18 protein-coding genes are annotated in these 23,207 nt (G+C 44.2%); 8 read left to right on the forward strand and 10 right to left on the reverse strand.

Features of this window, described 5'->3' with window-relative positions; genetic code table 11:
• Nucleotides 1–6: 6 nt before the first annotated feature.
• Both ACFS5N_RS13530 and ACFS5N_RS13535 read right to left on the reverse strand, forming a co-directional pair.
• Nucleotides 7–1,683 (reverse strand): gliding motility-associated C-terminal domain-containing protein, encoded by a 1,677-nt coding sequence (locus ACFS5N_RS13530; protein ID WP_377186353.1) that lies wholly within the window; start codon nucleotides 1,681–1,683, stop codon nucleotides 7–9.
• A 127-nt stretch (nucleotides 1,684–1,810) separates the two neighbouring features.
• Nucleotides 1,811–3,178 (reverse strand): aspartate kinase, encoded by a 1,368-nt coding sequence (locus ACFS5N_RS13535; RefSeq protein ID WP_377186356.1) that lies wholly within the window; start codon nucleotides 3,176–3,178, stop codon nucleotides 1,811–1,813.
• A 154-nt stretch (nucleotides 3,179–3,332) separates the two neighbouring features.
• Here ACFS5N_RS13535 and ACFS5N_RS13540 point away from each other — a divergent pair, with 154 nt between their 5' ends.
• Entirely contained in the window at nucleotides 3,333–4,340 is a 1,008-nt protein-coding gene (locus tag ACFS5N_RS13540) for a zinc-binding alcohol dehydrogenase family protein (RefSeq protein WP_377186359.1), read from the forward strand.
• A 78-nt stretch (nucleotides 4,341–4,418) separates the two neighbouring features.
• On the opposite strand, the gene ACFS5N_RS13545 is transcribed toward ACFS5N_RS13540, so the two are convergent.
• Entirely contained in the window at nucleotides 4,419–5,456 is a 1,038-nt protein-coding gene (locus tag ACFS5N_RS13545) for a LacI family DNA-binding transcriptional regulator (protein ID WP_377186362.1), read from the reverse strand.
• 188 nt (nucleotides 5,457–5,644) lie between these two features.
• Between ACFS5N_RS13545 and xylA the strand changes: the two genes are divergently transcribed.
• Nucleotides 5,645–6,973: a xylose isomerase gene (gene xylA, locus ACFS5N_RS13550; protein ID WP_377186365.1), complete on the forward strand. Its 1,329-nt coding sequence runs from the start codon at nucleotides 5,645–5,647 to the stop codon at nucleotides 6,971–6,973.
• A gap of 61 nt (nucleotides 6,974–7,034) precedes the next feature.
• Here xylA and ACFS5N_RS13555 read toward each other — a convergent pair whose 3' ends face one another.
• Nucleotides 7,035–7,481 (reverse strand): anthrone oxygenase family protein, encoded by a 447-nt coding sequence (locus ACFS5N_RS13555; RefSeq protein WP_377186368.1) that lies wholly within the window; start codon nucleotides 7,479–7,481, stop codon nucleotides 7,035–7,037.
• Nucleotides 7,482–7,602: 121 nt separating this feature from the next.
• Between ACFS5N_RS13555 and ACFS5N_RS13560 the strand changes: the two genes are divergently transcribed.
• Complete coding sequence (locus tag ACFS5N_RS13560; RefSeq protein WP_377186371.1) at nucleotides 7,603–8,364, forward strand: basic secretory protein-like protein; 762 nt, start codon at nucleotides 7,603–7,605, stop codon at nucleotides 8,362–8,364.
• A 65-nt stretch (nucleotides 8,365–8,429) separates the two neighbouring features.
• Here the strand turns inward: ACFS5N_RS13560 and ACFS5N_RS13565 are convergent, their stop codons facing one another.
• The 4 genes from ACFS5N_RS13565 to ACFS5N_RS13580 all read right to left on the reverse strand — a co-directional run bounded on the left by ACFS5N_RS13565 (nucleotide 8,430) and on the right by ACFS5N_RS13580 (nucleotide 14,534).
• A complete protein-coding gene (locus ACFS5N_RS13565; protein ID WP_377186374.1) occupies nucleotides 8,430–10,874 on the reverse strand; it encodes a TonB-dependent receptor domain-containing protein in 2,445 nt (814 codons plus the stop codon).
• 33 nt (nucleotides 10,875–10,907) lie between these two features.
• On the reverse strand, nucleotides 10,908–12,743 hold the full coding sequence (locus ACFS5N_RS13570) for a M56 family metallopeptidase (RefSeq protein ID WP_377186377.1): 1,836 nt from the start codon (nucleotides 12,741–12,743) through the stop codon (nucleotides 10,908–10,910).
• 22 nt (nucleotides 12,744–12,765) lie between these two features.
• On the reverse strand, nucleotides 12,766–13,170 hold the full coding sequence (locus tag ACFS5N_RS13575) for a BlaI/MecI/CopY family transcriptional regulator (RefSeq protein WP_377186380.1): 405 nt from the start codon (nucleotides 13,168–13,170) through the stop codon (nucleotides 12,766–12,768).
• A gap of 128 nt (nucleotides 13,171–13,298) precedes the next feature.
• Nucleotides 13,299–14,534, reverse strand: coding sequence for a sugar MFS transporter (locus tag ACFS5N_RS13580; protein WP_377186383.1), 1,236 nt, complete (start codon nucleotides 14,532–14,534; stop codon nucleotides 13,299–13,301).
• 230 nt (nucleotides 14,535–14,764) lie between these two features.
• On the opposite strand from ACFS5N_RS13580, the gene ACFS5N_RS13585 reads away from it, so the two are divergent.
• The 5 genes from ACFS5N_RS13585 (at nucleotide 14,765) to ACFS5N_RS13605 (ending at nucleotide 20,479) form a co-directional block, all read left to right on the forward strand.
• Nucleotides 14,765–16,663 (forward strand): GxGYxYP domain-containing protein, encoded by a 1,899-nt coding sequence (locus ACFS5N_RS13585; RefSeq protein ID WP_377186386.1) that lies wholly within the window; start codon nucleotides 14,765–14,767, stop codon nucleotides 16,661–16,663.
• Nucleotides 16,664–16,739: 76 nt separating this feature from the next.
• Complete coding sequence (locus tag ACFS5N_RS13590; RefSeq protein ID WP_377186389.1) at nucleotides 16,740–18,992, forward strand: glycosyl hydrolase family 95 catalytic domain-containing protein; 2,253 nt, start codon at nucleotides 16,740–16,742, stop codon at nucleotides 18,990–18,992.
• A 269-nt stretch (nucleotides 18,993–19,261) separates the two neighbouring features.
• Entirely contained in the window at nucleotides 19,262–19,585 is a 324-nt protein-coding gene (locus tag ACFS5N_RS13595; RefSeq protein ID WP_377186392.1) for an ArsR/SmtB family transcription factor, read from the forward strand.
• Nucleotides 19,586–19,604: 19 nt separating this feature from the next.
• Entirely contained in the window at nucleotides 19,605–20,027 is a 423-nt protein-coding gene (locus ACFS5N_RS13600; RefSeq protein ID WP_377186395.1) for an SRPBCC family protein, read from the forward strand.
• Nucleotides 20,028–20,050: 23 nt separating this feature from the next.
• Nucleotides 20,051–20,479, forward strand: a complete 429-nt coding sequence (locus tag ACFS5N_RS13605) for an SRPBCC family protein (RefSeq protein ID WP_377186398.1) — start codon at nucleotides 20,051–20,053, stop codon at nucleotides 20,477–20,479.
• A 96-nt stretch (nucleotides 20,480–20,575) separates the two neighbouring features.
• Here the strand turns inward: ACFS5N_RS13605 and ACFS5N_RS13610 are convergent, their stop codons facing one another.
• Nucleotides 20,576–21,715 (reverse strand): putative sensor domain DACNV-containing protein, encoded by a 1,140-nt coding sequence (locus tag ACFS5N_RS13610; RefSeq protein ID WP_377186401.1) that lies wholly within the window; start codon nucleotides 21,713–21,715, stop codon nucleotides 20,576–20,578.
• A 356-nt stretch (nucleotides 21,716–22,071) separates the two neighbouring features.
• On the reverse strand, nucleotides 22,072–23,202 hold the full coding sequence (locus tag ACFS5N_RS13615) for a carboxypeptidase-like regulatory domain-containing protein (RefSeq protein WP_377186404.1): 1,131 nt from the start codon (nucleotides 23,200–23,202) through the stop codon (nucleotides 22,072–22,074).
• Nucleotides 23,203–23,207 lie beyond the last annotated feature (5 nt).

Below are 23,207 nucleotides of genomic sequence, written 5' to 3' on the forward strand. Positions count from 1 at the left end.
TAGTAATTACCGGATAATGGTTACAGACCCGCCACGATTGATCTTGGTAAGGCTGTAATCATCCCGGCCTTCAAAAACCCAATAATAAACACCCGCCGGAAGGTTTTGGCCATTGTATGTGCCATTCCAGGGTATATCTGCCGATTTGGAGTTAAATACCAAAGTGCCGTTACGATTATATATTTTCAAATCTAAGAAAGTGTAATAACCTGTTGCTGAAAATTTAAAAAGGTCATTTATACCATCGCCATTTGGAGTAAAGGCGTTAGGAGCATTAGTTACAATGGCTGGTGGTGGGTTTACCGTTACTTTTACCGGGCTTACAGTTTCGCAACCATCAATACTTATGGCTTTAATATAATAAGTGCCGGCTCTTGTGATATGCGTGTAGTCTGTTATCGGCGAAGCTGATTTGGGATTAGATAAATAAATATATTTATAACCCGCTTTGGGAGTAAAAGTGGCCGACAAATCAATTGGCGTTGGGAAAGTAACGGGCGCAGGGTTAGTAGTTGTAAATGTTTCAACGTCATATAGTGTTACATTTACCGGTTTTATTTCTGCACAGCCATCAGCGTTCATTCCCCTTATATAGTAAACTCCGGGTCCGACGGCTTTTGGGTTTGCTAGTTCATTAATTCCACCCGCGTCTGTAAAGTAATCTAGATATTTAACATTGATGCTACCGGCCGTTATTACCGGCATAGTAAGATCGACGGTTACTCCGGGACAGGTTTGCTGGTCATGTAAGGCGAGGTCAAAGTCGGCATTGATCTTGTTTACTACTGTATGCAAATCATCCGGGCAGCCTACGCCATTAAAGGGCTCAATATGTAAAATATATGGCGTGTTATCCTTGGGTGCAGGCATAGTTATTATTCTGTTATTACCCAGCACTTTGCTTTTATCGTCGTTATACCATGTGTAGCTGGCAAAACCTATTGGCCCTGATAACGTAACCGTTGGCTGACTGTTGCAATAAGCATTTCCCGTGATTGCAGTTATAATATCAGTGTTTTCAACATCAAGGTAAGCATAGCCAAAATGCTTTCCAGGTATGCAGTCGTTAGTGGTAAACTCTATACGCATTATTTTACCGGGGTATCCTTTAAGATCAATAGTTGCCTTAGACCAAGGTTTATAATAAACCTCGCCATCGCCTGTAAATTGAGTTGATAAAACAAAACCGGGCAGGCCAGAACCGGCGGCAAAATCAAACGAGGGGCAATCGAGGTATGTATTATCGCTTACATTGTATACCCGGGCTGTAAATCTGGGTTGTTGCTCGGGCGAGTGGTCAGGATTTTCGAGAACAACTGCATAGTCAAAAATAACGGTGTACTCACCGGTCTGCGGAACCTGAAAAGTGTAACTGACGCGTTCTGCCTGAGATCCGCCTTCTTCGTTGCCCAATAGTAAAGAATATCTGCTTCCATTTGGCGAATACATAGGAAATTGCCCATAGGCATCAAACGATCCCGGTGGGTGCTGGCTGTCAATAATGGTATGTCTGCCGGGAACAGGGTATCCCGCATTTAATACCGGGGTGCCGGTTTTTACTGATCCTGTCCAGCATTGCCAGTTGGTAAAACTTCCGTCGTCGAACCCGATATTAGGTGTAACCTGCGGAAAAGCCCGTAAGCCAAGAAATAGGAGCAATAAAAAGATCAGTCGCTGTAGCATAATAAGTAGCGTTGGTCTTAAAAATAAGGTTTTTTAACTATACTTTTCCGCTAAAACAAATAAAGCTTACAGGTGCTGTACAAGTGTACCCTACTGTAAGCTTTACAATAAGATTTTATTATCGCGATTATCCTACCGCTTTATTGAGGGCAATAATGGCAGGTTTGAATTGTTCACGGTCAATCACAAACTGAATATTTACGCGCCCGCTGGCCATACCGGTGGCCAGGATCGGTATTTCAGCTTTCGCTAGAGCGGTAGTCGCGTTAGCTAAAAGAGACGATTGCCCCATGTTAGTACCCAACAAGCAAACCATGGCGATAGGTTTGTAAGTAACGCGCTCAAATTTTGATTTTAGTGTATTTATTAACGCTTCCTGTAAATCGTTTTCCCATATAACTATACTGATACTATTGGCACTGGTAGTTTTAAACGTATAGCTCACATCATGGTCGGCAAAGCATTGCATAATATCCAGATCAGAACCTACATTGCCGGTCATCAGCGGGTCGTATATATCAATGATTAACTGCTTGTCGGTACCGGTGATTACCTCAATACGATTCAGATCAGAAATATATTCTTTAGTAATTAATGTACCGGGGTGTGCCGGTTCAAAAGTGTTTTTGATACGCAGGTGTATGCCTGCCATTTCCAAAGGTTTTGAAGCTTTGGGATGGATGGCTTCCATACCCACGTCAGCAAGCTGGTCAGCAATATCAAAATTAGTATTACCTACAGGTTTTACATTTTCAACGCCTACTAAACCCGGGTCGGCTGTTGAAAGATGATATTCTTTATGGATGATGGCTTCCTGAGGTTTCAATATCTCCGCAATTTTGCTGAAAGTTACTTCAGAATATCCGCGGTCAAACTCGCGCATAATTCCTTCTTTACCTTTAGCGTATCCGGTTACGATACAAACACTGCTGGCCAGATCAATCCCTTTAAATGAATCTTTAATACGCTCATTAATAGTCATAGCCCGGCTATCATGCAAGCCGGCCAGATCAATTAAATGAGTGTTAACGCCTTGATTTTGCAAGATAGTGGCCAAAACATAAGCCGAGTGACTTTCGCCGATCGAAGCAAGAATTTCGCGTACAGCCAGTAAAATACCTTCGTTCAGATAACCTGAGGCCAGCATGGTAGTTGCGCTGTCCAGATAGCGCAAAACCTGTTCAATTTCGGCGTCGACAAACAAGTTAGCTGCGTTAAGGTCAAGGCCTAATTCTGCGTATTGCGCATTCAGCGTTTTTAGTTGCGATGCTACTTCCAACAAAGCCGAAGCATAATCTTCGCCATCAGCAAGCTTTTTATACACGCCTGGCGCTTTGGTTTTTTTATTTTCAAGCAATATATTGGTTACGCCTGAAAATGCAGAAACTACATAAACCCGGCCATAAACCTGTTCTGGATTAAACAGTACGATATTTTTAATTACATCTTGCAGTGCACTCATCGAGGTGCCGCCAATCTTCTCTACAGTTAACATGCCGCGAATTTAATGCATTTACCCGAAACCTGCGAAGCATTAGTTAAGCCGCATATATTCGTTAACATTTGGCTAAAAACGCAATGCAGTTACCTATTGACATAGCGCATAAAACAGCTAACTTGTCGTCATCAAATTCAACCATTATAACGATATGAGAGTTTTGGTTTGCGAAGAACCCGGCAAGCTTGTTTACACTGATAGGCCGAAGCCCGAGGCCACAGATAGCAATGTGATTTTGCGCATTAGGCGCGTAGGTATTTGCGGGACAGATCTGCATGCTTATGAAGGTACGCAGCCTTATTTTAATTATCCGCGTGTGTTAGGGCATGAGCTGGCCGCTGAAGTAGTAACATCTGGCAGCGATTTTAAGGTTGGCGATCTGGTTACTGTTATACCCTATATTAATTGTCAAACCTGCCTGGCCTGCCGTAGCGGCAAACCCAATTGTTGTTCAAATATCAAAGTGCTGGGCGTGCATACCGATGGCGGAATGGCTGAATATATAGAAGTGCCTTCACGCTTATTAATATCTGCAGATGGTTTGAGCATGGACGAACTGGCACTAGTTGAACCACTGGCTATCGGTGCGCACGGCGTACGAAGAGCTGGTGTGCAAAAAAATGAATTTGTACTGGTAGTAGGAGCCGGGCCTATAGGTTTAGGAACCATGGAATTTGCCCGGATAGCGGGTGGCAAAGTTATCGCTTTGGATATTAATGACCAGCGCCTGGCGTTTTGTGCCGGCAAGCTAAATGTCGACTATACTATTAATGCTTTAAATGAAGACGTTTTAAGCCGATTGCAGGAAATTACCAATGGCGATATGCCTGCAGTTGTCATTGACGCTACCGGGAACCAAAAGGCTATCAATAATTCTTTCCAATATATGTCCCACGGTGCCAGGTACGTGCTTATTGGCTTACAAAAAGGTGAGATCAATTTCAGCCACCCTGAGTTTCATAAACGTGAGGCTACGCTCATGAGCAGCCGAAATGCTACCCGTGGAGATTTTGATCATGTTTTGTGGGCGATGAAAAACAAACTGGTTGATCCTGCTAATTACATTACCCACCGGGTAGAGTTTGATGAGGTAGCAAAGGAGTTTCACAAATGGATAGACCCGGCTAATGGCGTGATCAAGGCGATGGTGGAGTTGTAAAGACTAACTTCGCTTTGATGAAAAGCGGGAAATAAAGTGACGACAAGAGGGAAACGCGATAACAAACCGTGATAAAATCTATCTGCGCTGTGTCGACGCTCTTGCAATCAATTCAGGCTTAATGCTGATGGTTTTGATTTCAACAGCGGTTCCATCATTTTTATCGTCTATCTCATCAAAATAAGTTTGAGCTATGGTTTTACCCATGTCAACGCCATGTTGGTCAATAGTGGTTAAAGATGGCGTGGTAATGCGTGTGAAATTTTCGTTTGAATAGCCACAGATGCCTAATTGCTCCGGCACTTTGATATTCAGGTCATTTGCAACTTCCAGCACACCCAAAGCTAAAAAGTCATCGCGCGAAGCGAATATGGCGTCTGGCGGCTCTGGTAAGGTAAGCAATTTGCGGATGAAGTCGGCGTCGTGCCCATTATTACTGCCGGTGTCAATAATTAAATGGTCTGATACCGGCATTTTATGGGCACGTAAGGCTTTAATATATCCCGCTTTACGATCGCGAAAAATATCCAGGTTTTGCGGGCCGGCAAGCAGTGCAATACGTTTATAACCTGAAGCAATTAAATGTTCGACAGCTTCTCGCGACGCTTGCTCGTTATTGTTAATCACTTTTACCGATTCAATTTCCTCAACCACCCGGTCAAATTGAATCAGGGGTATCTGATGGTCAATTACATTTTGCAGATGAGTATAATCATCGCCTTCGGCAGACACTGAAATTATGATACAATCTACATGCTGATTGATCAGCGTATTCACGCCTTTAACCTCTTTTTTATGCGACTCAGTAGATTGACTGATGATGAGGTTATAATTCCTTTCGTTGGTAATGCTCTCAATGCCTGAAATTACGTTGGCGAAAAAACTTTGATTTATTCTGGGCACCACGATGCCTATGGTTTGCGATTTGCCTTTACGCAGGTTTGAGGCCAGGCTGTTGGCTCGGTAATTCATTTCGCGCGCTTTGGCAATTACCAGTTTACGGGTTTCTTCGTTAATGCGCGAATTATTATTCAGGGAGCGTGATACGGTCGACGCGGTTAAATTCAATGCCCGGGCAATATCGTAAATCGTTACTCTTTTCTTCTTCAGGTCCATTTAAAAGTAATGATACTTAAAAAAAATAAAATTTTATTTGGCAATCGATTGCGCAAATCAAAAAATAAATCTATTTTCGGCCAATCGCTTTATCTTAGAGCGACCTGAACGAATAAACCTGATAATATCTACGGCTCCCGTCAGTCGGTTTGACCGACCCGGAAAACAGTATAACCAAAACTTAAATTATGAAAGTAATACAAGGCGAAACAGAATTTTTTAAAGGCATAAGCCAAATTAAATATGAAGGTTTAGAATCAGATAATCCGCTGGCATTTCGCTGGTATGAGGCTGATAGGGTGGTGGCCGGTAAGCCTATGAAAGATCATCTGCGTTTTGCAGGCGCTTACTGGCACTCTTTCGTCGGGAGCGGCGCCGATCCGTTTGGCGAGCCGACGCACTTATTTGCCTGGGATAAAAAACCCGACCCGGTTGAGCGTGCTAAAGACAAAATGGACGCTGCGTTTGAATTTCTGACCAAAATGAATTTGCCGTTTTATTGCTTCCATGACGTGGATGTGGTTGAATACGGCAACGATATTGTTGAAAATGAGCGCCGCCTGGCTGCCCTGGTTGAATATGCCAAGCAGAAACAAGCCGAAAGCGGTGTAAAGCTGCTTTGGGGTACAGCCAACCTATTTTCGCACCGCCGTTACATGAACGGTGCAGCTACCAATCCTGATTTTCACGTATTGACACATGGCGCAGCGCAGGTTAAGGCGGCGCTGGATGCAACCATTGCCTTAGGTGGCCAAAACTATGTTTTTTGGGGTGGCAGAGAAGGCTATATGTCTTTGCTGAATACTGATATGAAGCGTGAGCAGGAGCATTTGGCCAAATTTTTACATGCCGCTAAAGATTATGCCCGCAAACAAGGTTTTAAAGGCACTTTCTTTATCGAACCAAAACCTTGCGAACCTACCAAGCACCAGTACGATTACGATGCAGCTACCGTGTTCGGTTTCCTGCAGAAATATGACCTGTTAAATGATTTTAAACTGAACATAGAAGTTAACCACGCCACATTGGCCGGCCACACTTTTCAGCACGAACTACAGGTTGCTGCCGATACCGGTTTGCTGGGCTCGATCGATGCCAACCGTGGCGATATGCAAAACGGGTGGGATACCGATCAGTTTCCGAATGATGTTAACGAGCTGACCGAAGCGATGCTGATTATTTTAGAAGCCGGCGGCTTTCAGGGTGGTGGTATTAACTTTGATGCCAAGATACGGCGCAACTCCACTGACCCGGCCGACCTTTTCTATGCGCACATTGGCGGTATGGATACTTTTGCCCGGGCTTTGATCACTGCCGATAATGTCCTGCAAAAATCAGCATACAAAAAACTGCGCCAGGAGAGATATGCTTCTTACGACAGTGGTAAAGGTAAAGAGTTTGAAGAAGGCAAACTTTCGCTGGAAGACCTGCGGACTTACGCGGTTGAACATGGCGAACCAAAAGCAATTAGTGGTAAACAGGAGTACTTAGAGAACCTGATTAACCGTTATATCTAAAGATTAATAATTTCAAAAATGTAAAACCGCCGGCTGCTGCGAAGTATCCGGCGGTTTTTTTTTATATATAGATCGCCAGCCACAAGCCAAAACTCAACAAGGCAGCCAGCGTACGGAAAACGTGGAAACGTATCCAGCGGTCGCGGCGTGTTTGCCAGTCGGCAGGTAGGGTAGCTACGGTGCAATGTTCAATGCTTTTTACTATCGGGACTTCAACAACTACAGTGATGATAAGCGAGATAAGAAGTAAAGCGATGGCCGGCAGGCTCAAATAAAATTGCGTTGCATGCTCATACACAAAAGTCGCCAGTGTCATCATTAAAATACTCCCCGGTAATAAAAAGCGCATAGTTGGCCCCAGGTTTTTGGATAAGGTGCGGGTGATTTTGATAAATTCGGCAGGCTCAAACCCGGCCAATGATCGTGTCAGCGCAAACCAGGGCCCAAAAAACACACCAGTTACCAGCATCAGTAAAAAGCCCGCGATGAAATTAACCAGTTGTGCCATACGCATACAGACGATCAGCAATACAAAACATTTTAAATATGCTGTAAATTGTTACATCGTTGAGGGAATACTTGATTTATATTTGGGTTTAGGAAAAAGTCTTATCAAATAAAAATCATCAATGAAAAAGTTATTAGTATTAGCATTCGCTCTTGCTGCGTACGCGCAAGTTAACGCGCAGCAGCAATCGCAACAGCAGCAACGCCCGCGTCGTCAACGTGCCAGGTGGGACGACATTACATCTTTATCCATAGACTCAACAACTCGTGACGGCTATAAACTGGTTTTCGCTAACAACGATACCACCTTTGAAAAAGAAGGCGCCGACGTTAAAAAACGCATGATTGAAACTTTTTTTAAGGTTTACCCTGAAGAAGCTAATACATACAACAAAAACACTGCAAAGCGTGTAGTTTTCTTTGTTGATCGTAATTATAACGGCGTGGCTGCTACGGCCAATATGATTGTGCACTTTAACCCGGCCTGGATGTTAAAAAAGCCAACCGATATTGATGTAGTAACACATGAGGTAATGCATATTGTGCAGGATTATCACGACGGCGCCGGCCCCGGCTGGCTAACCGAAGGTATTGCCGATTATGTGCGTGCAGTTTATGGGGTGGATAACGCAGGTGCCAAATGGTATTTACCTGAAAAATTAAGGACCGACAAAGACGGTAAGGTTCAGGATTACACGGCCAGCTACCGTGTAACCGCCCGCTTCCTGTTATGGATTGAGAAGAACTATAAGAAAGACCTGGTAGTGAATCTTAATAACGCTATGCGCGAACATACCTATACCGATGATATCTGGAAGCAGCAAACCGGCAAAACACTGGATGAATTGTGGACAGCATATGCTGCTACTTTCCCGAAATCGTAAGTGAACCGATAAAATTAAAAGCGAAGGCCGGAAGATATCTTCCGGCCTTCGCTTTTTAACCAAGTTTAATGCGCCCGTCCCTGCTCATCATCTGCGCTGCCAACCTTACGCTTGGGTGGGGTATTTAAGGTTTTGCCAAAGCTGTAAGTGAACGAAAGTGTGGTTACGCGGACATCCAGATAGTTGTGGTAACTTGCATTGGTGTTGGCAATATTATTTATCCGCCCGCTTGGCGTGAAGGTTTTGAACATATCATTAATGCTTAATTTCAATGCACCTTTGTCTTTCAGTATTTTTTTCTGCAAGCCTGAGTTGACCATTCCCGTAGGAATGGAGACAAACTGCCCGGACACGCCACCAGTTCTGAAGAAACCGCTCAACTCTGCGCTCCAGCCCTTGCCCAACGTAAACTGGTTATTGGCATTGCCCGAAAAACTATTGCTAGCCTGGTCAACCTCTCCGGAATACAGCATGCCTTTATAACGGTTACGGTATACCTCGGCATAGACATTGGATGTCCACCACTTAGTAGGTTGCAGGTTTAGATTTACAGAAAGGTCGATGTTTTTTTGGTAGCCGATATTGCCGGGCGTACTTACAAAAATATTACCGTCCTGGAAAATGGTTTCGTTTTGTACATCGCTCACGTAATTGTATAGCAATGATATATTGAGCAGGCTTTTATAACTGTAGGAGAGCTTGTATTGATCAGTAAACTCCGGTCGCAGAAAAGGATTTCCTCTAAACTGAGTGAACTTATCTACAATATCAGTAAACGGATTTAACTGTCCGTAACTTGCCCGCCCAATGCGCCGTCCGTATGAGCCCGCCAGCGTATTATGCCCGGCGGTATCCAGTTTATAAGACAAATAAATGGTCGGGAATAAGTTGGTGTAATGGTTCACAAATGATGAATCGGGCTTTTGCGCATTACCCAGTTGATGGCCTTTGCCGTTGGTATTCTCTACACGCAGTCCGGTTTGTATACCAAAGCGCTTAAAGTTTTTGTTGTAATTTAGGTAGGCTGCATTGATATTTTCTTTATAAAGAAAACGGTTAGTATTATCGTAATTAATGGTGCTTACACCGTCGGCTACGTTAAAATAGTTAGCCGTATTATCGGTATTTACATAACTGCTTTTGATACCCGCCTCAAATTTGCCGTCGTTTTTTAAGGGTTTAGAAAAATCAGCTTTGGCGGCGTAGATATTGATAAACGCCGGCAGATCATTCGCAATGGTTTGCGAGTTTATAAGGGTGCCGCCAGGGTACAGTGTGTTATTTATAAAAGTCTGGTTACTGCCCGAAATATCGCGAATGTAATCCAGGTCAAAAGTTAACGCCGTACCGGTGGTATCAAACTTATGGCTGTAATTAAGATTAATGCCGCCGTTATCAAATTTATTGCGTGATATATTCTGGGTATTGATAGCAGAATCTAACATGCTGGCAGTGTTATAAAATGAACTGTAAACCGGGCTGTTGTCGCGGCCGTGGAACAATCCGCCGGTAAAAACTATGCCCCAGGTTGTATTAGGCGACACAAAAAAATCGGCGCCGACCTTAGCATTATAGGCCGTATTTGTAGGGCGAAAAATAGAGATGTCCTTGAAACTGTAATCGGGAGAACCATCCGGATGGAAATAATCGCGGTCAATCTCCAGTTTACGGTAAGTTTGGTTGTAATTGTAGGAGATATTGGCAAAGATATTCACCTTATCTACGCGGTAATTCATGTTCAGGCTTTCGCGCCAGCGACCATAAAAGCCGATGCCGTAAGTACTGTTAAATGAAGCATTAAAACCTCTGATAGTGTTCTTTTTAGTTTTGATATTAATGACGCCCGCCGTACCTGCCGCATCATATTTTGCCGGCGGATTATCCATCAGCTCAATTTTATCCAGAGCCGATGATGGTAATGAGCGCAAATAAGTAGCCAGATTAGCAGCTGACAAGTACGTTGGTTTATCATCAATCATCACCATTACGCCGCTTTTGCCTTTGAAAGTGATGTTGCCATCCTGGTCCACCACTACACCGGGCGCTTTTTGCAATACCTCTAACGCATTGGCCCCGGTATTTGATATTAGGGCGTTTACGTTCACTATGGTACGGTCTATCTTCTGCTCCACAAAATCTTTTTGACCTGCAACCGATACTTCTTTAAGTTCGGTACTGGTTGTCTGTAATTGAATAACCGGCAAATTGATTGATTTATCTTCAATGTTAAACAACGCTCCGCTATAATTGCCAAAACCTATAGCTGTAATGCGGATGAAATATGATCCGTTTTTAATGTTATCAAAAGCGAAACTGCCATTTGCGCTGCATACTAAGGTTTTAATAAGAGATGAATCTTTAGCGGCCACTAGATTTACTGTCGCGCCGTCAATGGGCTTGTTGTGGTTGGTTATTTTGCCGGTAATTTGATACCCGGTAGATTGTGCCATGGCGAAATTTAGCGTAAGGCAAGCCCAGGCGGTTGATAAAGCCGTTTTAATAATTTTCATGATTATAGGTCAGTTAGTTAAGACGAGCTTATTTCAATTACTTATGCCGACGGTCAGATCAACGTGATCACCCGGTTTTTTAAGATAGTACTTAAGAAAAGTTTGATGAATATTTTCGGGCTGCTTCACGCCGTTCACTGTCATTTCCTTATTATTTAAAATAAGTTGATAGTTCTTTTTGTCTTTAATTACATGAGCGTTATATAACGCATCGGCGATGTCGAATTTAGGCTGGACTTTGATCCTGGCTCCTTTAATTGTATCGGGCGATGGTGAAGAAGTTGGCCGTGAATTTATCACCCTAGCAGAAAAGGTTGAATTATGTCTGGCAGACAATTGAGTATTTGGTGCGTAAGCCTTTGGCGGATTGTAATGACTGCCTGAAGGTAAATTCATATCAAGGACTGATTTAGTTGAAACGATGTCGGTATCAACATTCAAATTTGTCTTTTGATAGACAGTCATTTTATTCAAATTTACCTTAATAGGTGCCATATGCATCTTCATCGAATCTAATTTAACTTTGGTATTTACCTTGATAGGTGCCATATGTATTTTCATAGAGTCCAGTTTGATAGGCGCCAGGTGCATCGAATCCAGATTAATATTAACATTTACATGTTTCTTGCCGGTATCAGGAGCGCCCGCGTCGGTTTCATTAGTAACCTCGGCAACAGCCGAATTGATTTGCTTCGCCTCCGGATCTAATCGTTGCCTTTGAGCTTCCGGCTTTTTAAGATACTTATCTAAATCCCGCTTCTCAGATTTAGCTATATTTTCGTTTTGAATATGGCTAATCACCTCCGATACAGTTTTGGTAATAAACTCCCGGTTAGCTTTTTGACCAAAAGCTGATAAGCATAGCCCTGATACCACAAGGCAAACTGCCAAAGCAGTTTTCTCGAAAATATTAAGCGAACTGTTACGATTGCTTACCATGCGCTTCACCCTGCTAACCAAAGTATTTTTATCGCCGGCAAAAGCCATGGCGTAAGCCGGTACCGATGCTTGATATTCCTCGCACGAAACCAGCGCACGGATATAGCTCACCTTATTACTACTTTGTGAAAGGGCCATATCATCACAGCAGTTTTCTCTCTCAGCCTTGATAAGCTGTGATATCCATAAAACAGCCGGATTAAAGAAGAACAAAATCTCCATTAAACTTTGCAGCAGGTTTACCAAATAATCGCAGCGTTTAATGTGGGCCAGTTCGTGCACTAAGATGGCCTCTACTTCCTCGGCACTTAAAGCGGTTAACAAGCCGATGGGGATTAATATTACCGGCTTAAAAGCGCCTATCACCATAGGTACCCTGACCAATCCCGACTCTAAAAAGGCAACGCTCTTTTTGATTTCCAGGCCCTCAGCCAACTGTTGCAGGCGGTTATACCATTCAGCACTCACCTGGTTAACTTCGGTGTTTTTCAAGCGTCGCACCCCTATCAATCCTACCCCCAGCTGAATACTTTTAGCACAGATGATCAGGAACCATATCGTAACGATGGTATTGTGGTTTTCGGTCAGATAATTATATAAGATGTCAGCAATACTTTGGTTGGGAGCTGCGAAATTGAGCTGTATGGCGCCGCCAGCCACAGCGTTACTGTGTATAATGGTGCCGGTAAGCAATGGTTGTGTTTCATGCATCTGCAACGCAAAGGTCACACCCACACCAACGGCAAACAGGGTCAGTGCAGCAATAAGCAAGTTATAACGCATAGCCGCGCTTTGCTTGCGCGTAAACAGTATTATCAATCCGGTTAGGGCAGCCAGTATGAGGCCTTGCCACAATGAATGTACTAAAGTGTTGCAAAGTGCGCTAACAAAGCGCTCGGTTGCGGGCGATGTGATGGTTAAAAATGCCATGATCTTCTCAGGTTTTAAAGGTTTATAGGTTGTTTTTTTCAATGTCGTCCAGCATTTTGCGGATGCTGTCCAGTTCTTCTTTACTTGCTTTTTTGTTACCAAGCAGTTGCATCACCAGTTTACCCGCCGATCCCTGATAAACCGAGTCCACAAAGCGGTCTAATAACTGGTGTTGAGTTTTCTCTTTTTCCTCGGCTACGTGGTAGATGTGTTTCATCTGACTCTCGTCTCTTTTCAGGCTGCCCTTCTCGGCCATGATCTGCATGAGTTTTAGGGTCGAGGTATAATTGACGTCGCGCTGCTCATTCAGCTTTTCGTTTACAAAACGTACGGTTGATGGGCCGTGCTGCCAAAGCACCTGCAATATTTCCAACTCGGCTTTGGTCGGCTCTGCTTTTTTGTTTTCGTCTTCTTTACGATGTTCCATAAACCAAAGCTAGGAAAAATTTCGTACGATACAATAGGTAGGTTGTTTTTTTTAATATTTTTTTTAGCGACAAAAAAAGCCGCCCATTTTTCAACGGGCGGCTTCGTATTTTATACTTAAAACTGCGTTTAAGCGTGTTTAACTTTATAAAATTTAAAGCCGAATAAAAATATCACTACGTAGCAAATAATTGGCAGATAGTAAGCAGTAGCTACGTCATGGTTAGCAATCTGACCCATAATGTATGGGAAGAAAGCTCCGCCCACAACACCCATCGCAATAAATGATGAGGCTTGTTGGGTGTGTTTGCCCAGGTTTTTCAGTCCCAAACTAAATATGGTTGGGAACATGATACTGAAGAAGAAGTTGATCATCAATAAAGCAATGTATGACGGCCAGCCTAAATGTTGTGCAACTATAATACACATTAGTATGTTACCTGCGGCAAAAGTTGCCAGTAATTTATTAGGTGCAATAACGGTCATCAATGAAGTACCCACAATACGGCCCAGCAACATCATCCCCATAAACAAACTCATAAAGTACGCCGCTTTGGTATCGCTAAAGTGCATAACATTGGTGCCGTAGTTAATAAAGAAAGCCCAGGTACCGCCCTGTGCCGCCACGTTAAAGAACTGTGCCGCGCAGGCCCAAACAAAATGACGGTGCGAACTCAAGGGTTTTGCCGGTTCTGAATCAACATTCAATGCGCCTTCGTCGTCAGCATGTGTAGCATCATGCGGATCAGTTAATGCCGGTATTTTTAAGAATACGAAGGCCAGTGCAATTAGTAAGACCACTACACCTATACTTACGTATAAAGTTTTTACTGAGGTAAGGTCGGTGTTTTTTACAGTATCGCCACTTAATAGAAAGAAACCGCCTATGGTTGGGCCGATAATGGTACCAACTGCGTTAAAGGTTTGCGCAAAGTTTACACGTAAATCGCTTGAGCGCTGGTCGCCCAATGAAGCGGCGAACGGGTGTGCAACGGTTTCCAATGTCGCCATACCGCAACCAACTATAAACAAGGCTATCCTGAAAAAGGTAAATGATTGTGCATTTGCAGCCGGAACAAACAGAAACAAACCACCGGCAAATAGCAGTAGCCCTAAAATTACCCCCGGCTTGTAACCGAACTTTTTCATGAATAAACCTGCCGGGAAACTCATAATAAAATAAGCCCCGAATACCGAGAACTGGATTAATCCTGAATCGGCAATAGAGATGTTTAATACAGTTTGAAAGTGTTTATTCAACACGTCGCTCATGGCGTGCAATACACCCCACATCAGGAACAACGACGTAACGAAAATAAACGTGACAACGAATTTTTTCTCGGTAAATGCTGCTTTTTGGCTCATTTGTTTAGTTGGTTAGTCATCGGGCCGCAAAAATGTTCATTGCAACCTGATGCATTAATTAGTTATGAATAAATTGTTTAATAGCTTAATTGGTTTTGACGATCGCCGGGTTGAGCGATTGTTTTATTTTATAGCCAAAAAAACAAATTTTATTCATCAAATCATAATAATAGCCACATTAAATAATTACCGCAAAGCTTACATTTGCTACGCCAGTTATATTTTGCCTGATGAAAAAAAATCTGTTTGCGCTGCTATTGCTTGCCCTGAGCTTAAATGCCGTTTTTGGCCAGCTAAAAAAGTTGCCGCCTGTTGCTATGATCGATCTGCAATGGACGCTGCAATTTCAGCGCGGAAACCAACGCTCTATAAACGACGCCTGGGATTATGTGCATGCCGTAGCCTCCCTGCAAGGTATAGTTAACCGTACAACACCACAGCTTTACATCTTCCTCATCAAAAATGGCAACGCCGATATCGATCGTTATTGGTGGAACAAATATCGCGCGCCCGGCAAGTGGCTGAACCGGCGCGATACCATATTGTACAAAAATGCCGTCGACCTGATATGGGCCTATAAAAATAAGATCAGAGGTGCTGTAGTTTATGACCCTAATGTGCCGGCTACCAGCAATGTGGCTTCATCAATAGCCGGAGTTGAGGATTTGATTGTAGTACGCTATGATACCGACCCGCAAAGCCTCTATTCTAAAATTATTACCGGTGGACCGAAAATTCCTGTTCGCATTAGCTTGATTAATAAAGACGGTTCGTCACTGTTTACCGGCAAAGGTATTATTCCGGGCACGGCTCGGGCATCAAGCGGTTCTGCTAAAGATGATGCTTACCTGTGGTTTTTGGAAAAATACATGAAGCCGGGTAAAATGAACACCAAATATGGAGCTTACTATATCGACCAGCAGTGGTTAAAAAATCCTTTCCTGGCTAATCCTAATCATCATACGCTCTCCAATCACGATTTCTTCATTAGCAGGCGCGGTTTCTTTTTTGATTTGAGTCCCTGGGGAGATGAGTCGGCGACCGATGACCCCGGTCAGGAAATTGGTACCGATGTGAAAACGCTGAAAGAAATACTTCTAACCGCTTACCGACAAAATAATGGAAAAGATTATGCCTATCTGGGTGGCTTCCCGCCCTGGGCCTTTAAGTATACCAAACATGCGCAAGGCAAACATGAGGACGTTGCCACCGAGTGGGAGTACTCGCGCATTATCAGCGCATACAACGCTTTTAAAGATGCCGATGCTATTGGCTACGGCGCGTTGGCAAATGCTTCGTTCTGGCAGCATTATCCGCTTAAAAAAGAATACAGACAAAACTGGACTACCCCTGCCAAACTGCAACAAAAAGGATACCTGACTGCCGGCGGCAAGATCGATTACAAAGGGCGTAACTTCGTGATATTTTATGTGGGCGATTATGATGCTTCGTCATGGGTGTCGCAAACTACACCTACTTTGTGGGACGACCCTAATCGAGGCAAAGTACCCATGATGTGGTGCATAAGCCCCGTGTTGGCAGAGCGTGTTCCGATGGCATTGGACTATCGCCGCGAGACGGCAACTGCTAATGACTATTTCGCTGCTGCCGATAATGGAGCCGGTTATTTAATGCCGGGCATGCTACAGGCGCCACGTTCGCTATCAGGTTTGCCCGATGGATTGGATGCCTGGGCGGCCCATAATAAACCTTACTATCAAAAATGGGGATTAACCATTACCGGCTTTATTATTGATGGACAAGCACCCGGCCTCAATCAAAAAGGGCTGGACGCTTACGCAGCTTTTAGCCCGAATGGTATTGTGCCGCAAAAGGTACCTTTAACCTTATTGCACGGCAATATGCCGGTGCTGCGGTCGGACGCTGATGTGAATGATGGCGACCCAAAAGCCGCTGCCAGGATGATTTATGACAGGGTGCATGCGCGCAACGTGCCCTTCCACTGGTTTAGAAATATTTTGAAAAGCCCAAGCTGGTATGTGCAGGTTATCGCTGAATTGAAAAAGCTCGACCCTAATATCGAATTGCTTCAGGCACCGGACTTCTTTGAACTGTACCGTATTTACCTGAAACAAAACCCTGACGCAGCGCAGGGCAAAATCAAGTAATGAAATGAATAAAAGCCTTAATAAGCGGCCTTTATATTTAATTAGCTTTGACCAAAGCCCTTTATAAATAGCCATCATGAAGCTAAATAGCCTTAAATTATGCCTGTGCGGTATTTTATTATTAACGATTATTGACCACGCCGACGCTCAGAAAATGTGGGATAACCACCCGGCCAAAACCTGGATGACGGACGCTTACCCTATAGGCAATGGCCGCATAGGCGGGATGATATTTAGCGGTATCAACCACGAGCAGATCCAGTTTAATGACAATACACTTTGGGTGGGTGATGAGCATGACCGTGGTGCTTACCAGGCTTTTGGTAATTTATATTTCGATTTTGATAAAGCTGCGGATGATAATGTCCCGGCTGATTACCGCAGAGAACTGGATATGAGTCGATCAGTACATACCACTAGTTTTACTAAAGACGGTGTAAAGTTTAAGCGCGAATACTTTTGCAGTTTCCCCGATAAAGTAATGGTACTACGCTATACTGCAAGTAAGAAAGGCGAATTATCAGGTGTATTGCGTTTAGCAGATACACGTACCAATAGAACAGAATTGCGGGGTGGCCGGCTTACTTTTAGCGGTAAATTATCCAACGGTATGCAATATCAGGCTACGGCTTTGATAAAGCTGGAAGGTGGCAAATATATGGGAATGCAGAATATCGGCAACAATGTCAGCGATCAGATACAGATCAGCAATGCCGATGCTATAACTATTTTATTTACGGCCGCTACCGATTTTAAAAATAGCCGGGCCACACATTGGAGAGGGGAAGCACCATCAATTAAAATTGATAGCATCCTGAAAGCTGCCGCTGCCAAACCTTACGCTGCTTTATTGCACAGACACATCGCCGATTATCAACATTTTTATAGTCGGGTGCATCTGAGTTTGGGAACGACGTCAGCCGCTACTATGGCCCTGCCAACCGTGCAACGGCTAATCAATTATAAAAAGACGCTTGATCCGGATCTGGAAGCTATGATATTTCAATACGGACGTTATCTGCTGATCAGCGCATCGCGCAAAGGCGGGTTGCCGGCAAACCTGCAGGGCCTGTGGAACGAAAGCAATAACCCACCCTGGGGCGGCGACTATCATACCAATATTAATATCCAAATGAACTACTGGCCGGCCGAGCCGACTAACTTATCCGAATGTGCCATTCCATACCTCGATCATATCAATGCCATTCGCGAGATCAGGAAGATCAACACGCAAAAAGAATATCCCGGTGTGCGCGGCTGGACCCTGCGTACAGAAAGCAACCCCATGGGCGGCGAAAGCTATTTATGGAACCCACCGGCCAGCGCCTGGTACGCGCAGGCCATTTGGGAACATTATGCCTTTACCAAGGACAAAGCTTACCTGAAAAACTTTGCCTACCCAATATTGAAAGAGATCTCAGAGTTTTGGGATGATCATTTAAAACATCGTCCTGACGGTACGCTGGTATCGCCGATGGGCTGGTCGCCTGAGCACGGGCCTACCGAGGATGGGGTGACTTATGACCAGATGATCGTGTACGATCTGTTTACCAATTATATTGAGTCGGCAGATGTTTTGGGTATCGATAAAGATTATCGCAACCATATTGCCGATTTGAAAGAGCATCTGCTAAAACCCAAAATTGGCAAATGGGGGCAGTTGCAAGAATGGGAGACTGACCGCGACGACCCTAAAGATAATCATAGGCATGTGTCGCACCTGTTTGGTTTGCATCCTGGCAGGCAAATCAGTACTATAAAAACACCTGAGCTGGCAAATGCTGCAAAAGTGAGTTTACTGGCTCGTGGCGACGCCTCAACCGGGTGGTCAATGGCCTGGAAAATCAATTTTTGGGCGCGTCTTCAGGATGGCGATCATGCTCATACCATTATCGAGAATTTTATTACGCCTGTAGGAGGCAATGGTATCGATTATAACAATGGCGGAGGTATTTATGCCAATCTGCTTTGTGCGCATCCGCCATTCCAGATCGACGGTAATTTTGGCTATACTGCCGGCGTTGCCGAAATGCTGCTCCAAAGCCAAACCGGCGAAATTCAGATACTTCCTGCGCTACCAAAAGCTTGGGCCAGTGGCCGCGCGCAGGGCCTCATGGCTCGTGGCGACTTTGAAATTATAGACATGCAATGGAAAAATGGTAAGCTTGTTAAACTGACAGTTAAATCATTGGCCGGCGGAGAATGCAGGCTAAGAACTCCCAACGCCTTACATCCTGGTATACCAGGTGTAAAGGTCTCAAAATCAGCCAATGATTTTCAATATAAATTTTATACTAAAAAAGGTGGATTTTACAACCTGAGTGTTTAAATTCGCATCGCCTTTTCATGCTGAGCTTGTCGGGGGAGAATATGTGGGCGGGGGTTGTTAACCGCACTTTAACTATCTCTCGGCAAGCCCAGGATGAACTATTAGCAAAATTATACCTTCTCAAGGCGTTCTGGCCTGGCATCTTTACTTAAATATTACTGTCTTTGTTTGAAATACATCATTTCGAAAAAAAACTAAATAAATTTGCGTAACCGAATGGTTACTTATATATTTGTAACCATTCGGTTACTATTTATGCCGATTGTTTTATGAGACGAGATGTTTTCCAGGCAATTGCCGACCCAACCCGCAGAGAGATCATTGGCATGCTGGCCCAGCGTTCATTAAATTTAAATAACGTAGCCGATCAGTTTTCGATCAGTCGCCCGGCTATTTCAAAGCATATCAAAATATTGACCGAATGCGGCCTCGTTACTATTACCCAGCAGGGCCGCGAGCGGTATTGCCACGCCGACTTTGGCAAGCTAAAGCAAGTGGCCGACTGGACCGCACGCTACCAGAAATTCTGGACCGAAAAGCTGGATGCTTTGGGCACTTTCCTTGAACAAGAAAAGAAACAATCACCAAAATAATCACTTTAAAACTTTAATTATGGATACTGCAGTAATTGTTATAGAGCGCACATACGATGCCCCCGTCGAGCGGGTGTGGGATGCGCTTACGGATATTGACAAACTGAACCAATGGTTTTTTAAGCTTGAGGATTTCAAAGCTACCCCCGGATTTGCCTTTAGCTTTTCGGGCAATGATAACGGCGTGAAGGTAGTGCACGAATGTGTAGTTACCGAAGTAGTGCCCATGCAAAAATTGACTTACTCGTTCATTTACCAGGGCTATCCGCAGAAATCGTATGTAAGCTTTGCATTGTTTCCTGATGGAGATAAAACCAAATTGGTATTGACCCATAGCGAACTGGAAGAAATAGCCAAAGGCAGCCCTATGTATGGCCGTCATAAATTTTTGGGTGGCTGGACGTACCTTACCGGTAAGCTTGCCGAGTTTCTGGACAAATAGATAATCCCTTAAAAATATAGATTATGAGCAAAGAACCTTTTGTAATTGAACAAACCTACAACTCGCCGGTAAATAAGGTTTGGGAGGCATTGACCGATAATGAAAAACTGAAACAATGGTATTTTCAGTTGGAGGACTTTAAACCCGAGGTTGGTTTTAAATTCCGCTTTAGCGGGACGGATAAGGGGGTAACATTTTGGCACCAATGTGTCATTCAGGAAGTTGTACCATTAAAAAAACTATCGTACACCTGGCGTTATGAAGAATACCCGGGCGACTCGCTGGTTGCTATAGAATTATTTGATGAAGGTGATGGCAAAACCCGCCTGCGCTTAACACACACTGGCTTACATACTTTCCCGCAAGACAATCCATCATTTGCCCGGGAAAGCTTTGCCAAGGGCTGGACCTATATTACAGGTACAAGCTTGAAGGGGTTTTTGGAGAAGTAGGTTTACCCAATTTGTCATTCTGAGCAATGCGAAGAATCTTATACGTTGTAAACGCAAAGCGTATAAGACCTTCACTACGTTCAGGATGACAATTTTCTATAGTAATAATATATCAATCCTGTGCGCGTGCACCATTTGCAGCGCTTCAGACCAGGCAAAGATCGTAAACCGGCCATCCTGCGAGGCTACTAAAGCGACGGCATCGCGCTGGTCAAACACAAACTGTGCTGCCGCCAGGTGGCGGGTGCCGCCGTTTTGGCTGGGATGCAACGTTACCGGCGATCCGCCCAGTACCGGTTCGGTGGTTATGATCTGGTCTACCGGTGTGCTCATGCCTGAGCGCGCTATTTTGGCGCCAAAGGCCAATAATTCGTAGTTGCGGTTTAATATGGTGGCGCCATCGACTGCGGTATAGCCGCCAACAATATCTATGGCACGTAGCAGCGCTTCCTGCCAATCTGTTTTAGCACGTTCGCAGCGGTCTTGAAGCATGAGTTTGGCAATGCCCCTAAAAGGGGGTGTAACGGGATAGTTCATAGGGTGAACAATGGACTCGGCCCACGTATCCGTATTTTCAGGGACGATTACTACCAGGCCACCGCGGCCGTGTTTACGCATGGACGCAGCCAGCTCAACCATTAAATTCACTGAGCCGTTTACAAATGGCGAGGCCAATGCGGGCAGCGAGTCAAACAGCGCCGGGCAGCCCTGCATACCGGTGTTTTCTTCATCTATGATTTTAATATCGTCGCCTTGCAATACGGCTATATTCAGAAACTTGCCAAAACCATCGGTACGGCTATGTTTAACTACCAGCAGGCCCGGCTCAACAACCTCCAGCACAAAGCAAATACCGGGTATGGTTAGTGTAGTACCCCAAACGTAAAGCTCGTCGTTTTCTAACCAAACACCCAGGTGAATACCCGGGCTTTCAACCGCCGGCGCCAGTTTGGTAAGGTTGTGCGGTGTAAGCCTGATACGGTTGCCAAATATCAGCGGGTGGCTGGCTTGCTCCGGCTTGAGTATGGCTATTGAGATTTTGGGCGGATGACCTTCCTCTTTACGCAGGCTGGCCCAGAATGCTACATCTATTACTGACTCTATAATACTGGCCTCAGGTTTATGTGCAAGGTTGCTTTCGCCATTGTCGCGGGCGTTGTCCAGGTGTATAGAAAAATGATCTTCAATAGTGGCCGCTACCATGCGGGCCGGTATGTAGGTTGGTTCTGATAGCATTCGGTTACACTTAATTATCTCAAAAGTATTCTTAATGTTTTAAAGTAAGCGACATACAAGCGTAAAATTTGGTTGCCCGGGTGTTTCAAAAAATGTGAAACACTTTGAAACACCTTTTAGTGTTAAGTAACTGATTGTTAATTTATTAACAAAATAGGGTGAAACACTTTGAAACAGTAGTAAAGCTTTAAATTAATATGGGTAAATGTTTGAATTTAAGTGTTTTAAGCGATTTTTGAAAATAAGCCAAAAAATGAGTGAAACACCTTTTGGTGAAACACTTTGAAGGTTTGACCCGTCCTAAAAAAGCTTACATTATTGCTGTTTAATACTGGATTGAATTTACAGTTGTCCGGTCACTTAACCGGAGGCTCGTAGTCAAAAGGTAGTTTATCGCCTATACGACGGCTGGCCATGTCGCCGTGAATAAAAAACGCGCGGTAGTTGGTATAATTACCGCGGCGGTCAATGATGGCTTGTTTAAACGGAAGCTTCACCATGGTCGACTCGGTACCGTTGTTGTCCAGCCGGATATCTTTCAAAGCCGCCAATTTTAAATCTGTTTTAAATGACCCCGCCTTTTTAGGGCTATAGGTTACGTATAGTTGATTTGTTCTGAGCGAGACGAATGCGGTATCAATCTTTCGTATCAAGGTGTCAAACTGTATGGGGCGCGTATCGACAGTTACCCAGGGCACGTTTGCATCCCCGTCGGCTTTTAAATAACCTTTAATGAGCGAATTAGTAATAAAGCCCTCTTTTAAAGTATTATTGGCATATACCGCGCGTAAATAATGCATAAGCGATCCTTTATAAGCGTCATAACGGTTGCGGGCCCAGTCTTCGCGCCGGCCCTTTGAGCCTTCCATTTCTTCAAACAAAGCGTCGCCGTCAAAAATGGCCGTATTGCCATTTACTGTAAACTGGAAATCGCGCAGCAAATAACGTATATGATAGCCCAGGCGTTTATTATCTATCAATATAAAATCATTGGCCTGGGCAGTTAAAACACCTTTTGACTTGTTGTAGTTAAAACTCAATACCCTGGGGTTTAATATCTCGCAGCCATCAGCAAAGCGAGATGTGCCTAAAAACTGCCCCCTAAACAGGTTAAAATAACTGTCCCAGGCATCGCCGGGGCCTATGGTAACCTCTGCCAGGGCTATGGGTTTAATAATAAGCGGCACATTAACCTCAACCGGTTTGTCCTGTAATATTACCGTGCGGTCAAATATCTCGTAACCTATTAATTGTACAATGAGCTGATAAGAGCCGGCAGTGAGACTGTTAATATGAAACTCGCCTTTTTCATCAGTAACGGTATTAAACTGCGAGCCGCTGATGAATACCGTTGCGCCTTTTACCAATTCGCCTTTTTCGTCGACCACGGTACCGTTAACCGGTATAAATGTCTGTGCAGATGCAAAGGCCGACATTAGAACAGCCAGGAGCGTAAATAACCAGGTTTTTGGGACAGATAAGGTCATAAAGT

This window comes from Mucilaginibacter ximonensis (genome assembly GCF_042686265.1).
Lineage (GTDB): Bacteria > Bacteroidota > Bacteroidia > Sphingobacteriales > Sphingobacteriaceae > Mucilaginibacter > Mucilaginibacter ximonensis.